This is a genomic window from Empedobacter sp. GD03739 (genome assembly GCF_029843245.1).
Taxonomy (GTDB): Bacteria; Bacteroidota; Bacteroidia; order Flavobacteriales; family Weeksellaceae; genus Empedobacter; species Empedobacter falsenii_B.
On record NZ_JAOCHX010000089.1, the window covers coordinates 1 to 2,827 of the forward strand.

Below are 2,827 nucleotides of genomic sequence, written 5' to 3' on the forward strand. Positions count from 1 at the left end.
CATTCTTTTTTTATAGAAATTTTAATTCTAATATTAAAAGTTTTCAATTTGAAAAAGGAGTTGATAATTTATCTACTGCTAATAGAATTGATTTTAAGCCTTGGAAAACTAATGATATTGATAATACATTTATTTTTAAACGTTCCGTTTTTTAGGGAAGATTACACACTACATTAGGTACTAATATTACAGTTTTAGAAAATGATTTTATTGATATCGAAGGGATTCGTTTTCATGGATGTACATTATGGACTGATTTTTCAATTTTTGGAGATCCAATGAAATATGGGATGATTTGTCAAAGTCAAATGAATGATTACAAATATATTAAACGTGATCCGTCTTATTCAAAAATGAGAACCATTGATGTTTATCAAATTCATAATAAGTCTATTGCATGGCTTGAGCAAAGTCTAAAAGATTCAATTGGTCTGAAAAACATTGTTATTACACATCATGCACCGAGTATAAAATCAGTTCCAAAAGAGTATATTTCTGATCCTGTTACGTCTGCTTATGCTTCAAATTTAGAAGATTTTATTATAGAATATCAACCAATGTATTGGATTCATGGACATATTCATACACCTTGCAGATACAAGATTGGTGATACTGAAATTATCTGTAATCCTCATGAATATATTGATGAAAAAGATAATGGTTTTATAAAAGAGTTGATGATAGAGTTATAAAATTAAGTTTACCATTTAGTAAATAATGTTTACTAAAATATATATTAAGTTTATATTTTAGTATATTTGATTATTATAATATACATTATATGTTAGATTTCACGACAATAAAAGATGTAAAAAACACAATTGGTGAGTGGTGTAAAAAAATGCGCAAAGCAGAAAATTTAACACAACAAGAATTAGCTGATGAACTAGCTCTTTCTCGCTTAACAATTGCTAAACTTGAAAATGGAGATAATCCTACACTAGAAACTCTTTTGAAAGTGTTACAGTATTTTGATGAAATGAAATCGATCAATCAATTTATTTCTGATAAAATTGAAAGTTTAGAAAATAATCAATCCATGTATTAACTATGGCAAAGAATCAAATCATTTCGATAAATTTTCAAGAAATTGAAATCGGTAAAATAGGTTACGACGAAAACCAAAGAAAATCATCATTCCAATACAATCCTGATTTTTTGGAAAGTAATAACTACAAAAAGATATTTCCTTACGTTATCCGCAGAACGCCTAACGTACAAGTATTTTCTGAATTCGAGGGAGAAACATTTCGTGGTTTACCTCCTATGATTGCTGATTCTTTACCTGATTTTTTCGGTAATATTGTCTTTAAAGAATGGTTAGAAGCAACTCAAAAAGAAATGAATGCTATTACTCCTTTAGAACAACTAACATATGTTGGGAAAAGAGGAATGGGAGCTTTAGAATTTTCACCTGCGAAAGAAATTAAATCAAATCAGAGTATTGATGTAGAAGAAATAACGGAAGTTGTAAAGAAAGTGCTCGATTTAAAAACTTCAACAGAAGAAAAAGGATTAAGTGATATCGCTTTACTGAACATCTTTAAAATTGGAACTTCAGCGGGTGGCGCACGCCCTAAAATTTTAGTTTCAGAACATAAAAAAACAGGACGTCTAATTCCTGGTGATTTAGAAACATCAGACAAATACAATCATTATTTAATTAAACTTTCTGTAGACGAAGATCAAGGCTATTCAAAAGAAAAAATAGAGTACATCTATTATCAAATTGCAACTTCTATAGGAATTGAAATGATGCCTTCTAAGTTGATTGATGATAAACATTTTGCAACATCAAGATTTGATCGTCAAAATGGAAAAAAACAGCATATTTTAACTGCATCTGGAATGACAGGATGGGATTTTAAAAAGCCTGAAAACTCAACTTATGAAAATCTTTTTAAACTTGCTTTTGATTTAAAACTTTCGCACAAAAACATTCAGCAATTGTTTAAACGACTGGTTTTTAATCTTGTCTTTTTCAATATCGATGACCATTTAAAGAATTTCTCATTCATTTATGATGCTGATAAAGATCGTTGGAATTTAGCTCCCGCCTATGATTTAACTTATCCATTAGACGCTTTAAAAAACTACCTAAGAATTTCAAGAGCGATGTCTATTAATGGAAAAAGGACTGAGATTAATCGAGATGATTTAATGAAAATAGCTGAATTATTTACAATTAAAGACGCTAACGGAATTATTGATGAAGTTATAAACTCTACAAATCAATTCAGAATTCTATCTAAAGAACAAGATATTCCTGAAAAAGTAATTGATAAAATTGAATCTGAGTTTTTAAAGTTTTAATCAAAAAACTTCTGCTAAAAATAATCAATATGTTATGTCAATTATTTTTAGGTTAAATTGGTTGATTTTTAATAATTACCGTTTTAAATAAATTAATTCTAAAAATCCTTCTGTAAGGTGCATTTTGTCGTTAAATATAAATATTCAAAGCGGTCAATTTTTATAATTGATTAAACTCAAAATTGTAAGTGAATAAATCGATATTTTCTTTAGATTTTAGATCAGAAATATATGTAAATCGTCAGCAAAAAGTTTATTAATATCAATAATACATTTTAAATTCACTATTTCACACCATTTTTTTTAGCCTAATTCTAAATAAGAAAATTCATCAATGATCTAAAATAGATTTGACTTATAAAAACATATAATTATGAGCCAAATACAAATTTCATTGGTTTATAATAGGAAGAATAAAATCAATAAAAATGAAGAATTATTAATTCAGATTTGCTGTTATCAGAATGGAAAGAGAACATATTTTTCAACAGGTCAATTATATTTAATAAAGTTA

At 27.2% G+C, this 2,827-nt stretch carries 3 protein-coding genes and 1 pseudogene; all 4 read left to right on the forward strand.

Translation table 11 applies throughout. The features are described 5' to 3' along the window. The first annotated feature begins 290 nt into the window (after window positions 1-290). Window positions 291-692 carry a hypothetical protein gene (locus tag N5E64_RS15450; RefSeq protein ID WP_185144183.1) on the forward strand — a complete coding sequence of 134 codons (402 nt, stop codon included), beginning with the start codon at window positions 291-293 and terminating at the stop codon, window positions 690-692. Window positions 693-781: 89 nt separating this feature from the next. Continuing rightward, the gene (locus N5E64_RS15455) at window positions 782-1,048 is read left to right on the forward strand and encodes a helix-turn-helix transcriptional regulator (RefSeq protein WP_125350089.1); all 267 of its coding nucleotides are present in this window, start codon (window positions 782-784) and stop codon (window positions 1,046-1,048) included. Between the two features lie 2 nt (window positions 1,049-1,050). Continuing rightward, window positions 1,051-2,313 carry a type II toxin-antitoxin system HipA family toxin gene (locus N5E64_RS15460; RefSeq protein WP_125350088.1) on the forward strand — a complete coding sequence of 421 codons (1,263 nt, stop codon included), beginning with the start codon at window positions 1,051-1,053 and terminating at the stop codon, window positions 2,311-2,313. 373 nt (window positions 2,314-2,686) lie between these two features. Further along, a pseudogene (locus N5E64_RS15805) lies at window positions 2,687-2,827 on the forward strand (Arm DNA-binding domain-containing protein); the annotation flags it as partial.